We start from the raw sequence: 1,277 nt of genomic DNA on the forward strand, positions 1-1,277 counted from the left end.
GCCATTGTGGCGAAAGCCGTGGATAAAGCGCTGGCCGACCGTCAGGCTAAAATGGATGCCGCCGCTGCGAAGAAGGTGGATCTGGAAACCAACCCGCAAACCGCCGCAGCCACGCCGGATATGGCTATTCCATTCGGCCTGAAGTTTAGCGGCTACGCCCGCTACGGCGCCCAGTTCCAGACCGGCGATCAGAAGTTCGTCGGCGTCGACGGCTCCTACAACGGCGCGTCGGCCATCGGCCGTCTCGGCAACGAAGGTAACGGCGGCGAATTCCAGATAACCAAAGCTTTTAAGAGCAGCCAGGGCGCTATCTGGGATATTAACGTTATGTTCGACCACTGGAGCGACGAAGTTAACCTGAAAAAGGCCTACGTCGGCGTCACTAACGTCCTCGAATCAAACCCCAACGCCTATATCTGGGCCGGTCGCGACTTCCATCAGCGTCCGCAGCAGGGGATCAACGACTACTTCTGGATGAACCACGACGGCCAGGGCGCCGGGGTGAAAAACTTTGATATCGGCGGCGTGCAGTTTGACGTGGCGGGGGTCTCACAGGTTGAGTCCTGTAGCCCGGAGGTAATGGCCGATGAGTCCAACCCGTCGCGCATCACCTGTACCGGCGGCTCGGGCACCGGCGATGACGGCCACTACGCGCTGACGTCAAAAATCCACAATATGAAGGCTGGCCCAATCGACGTTGAGGTGTACGCCAACTACGGCTTTGATTCAAAAGCGGTGGATAACGACGCGCAGCTCGATGCCTGGCAGGGCGGCCTGCTGTTGAGTCACACCAACGGCGACGACAGCGGCGTGAACAAGGTGATCCTGCGCTATTCCGATAACGCGGATAACAGCGTCTATAACAAAACCGACGGGCTGACCGCTATCTACGCCAGCTTCGAAGGTAACTATAAGTTCACCCGCCAGGCGCAGGTTGAATACCTGCTGGCCTTCCATGACTACGACAACGGCAAGGACAATACCGATAACCGTAAAAACTACGGCGCGATTGTTCGCCCGATGTATTTCTGGAACGACGTGCATTCAACCTGGCTGGAGGCCGGCTATCAGCGCGTTGACTACGATCAGGGTGGCGACAACAAGGGCTGGAAGCTGACGCTGTCGCAGAACATCTCTATCGGGATGGGACCTGAGTTCCGGCCGATGCTGCGCTTCTACGTCACCGGCGGTCAGGTGGATAATAAACATACCGCTAAGGTCAACGGCACCAGCAGCGATCAGCTGGACTCGCTGAACGTCGGCGGCATGTTCGAGGC

1 protein-coding gene is annotated in these 1,277 nt (G+C 58.0%); it reads left to right on the forward strand.

Annotation, left to right across the window (positions count from 1 at the left end):
• Positions 1-1,277 (forward strand): carbohydrate porin (locus RTE01_RS26085; protein WP_141335487.1); only part of this gene is annotated, 1,277 nt, incomplete at both ends.

Origin of the sequence: Klebsiella terrigena (assembly GCF_006539725.1) — a bacterium.
Taxonomy (GTDB): domain Bacteria; phylum Pseudomonadota; class Gammaproteobacteria; order Enterobacterales; family Enterobacteriaceae; genus Klebsiella; species Klebsiella terrigena.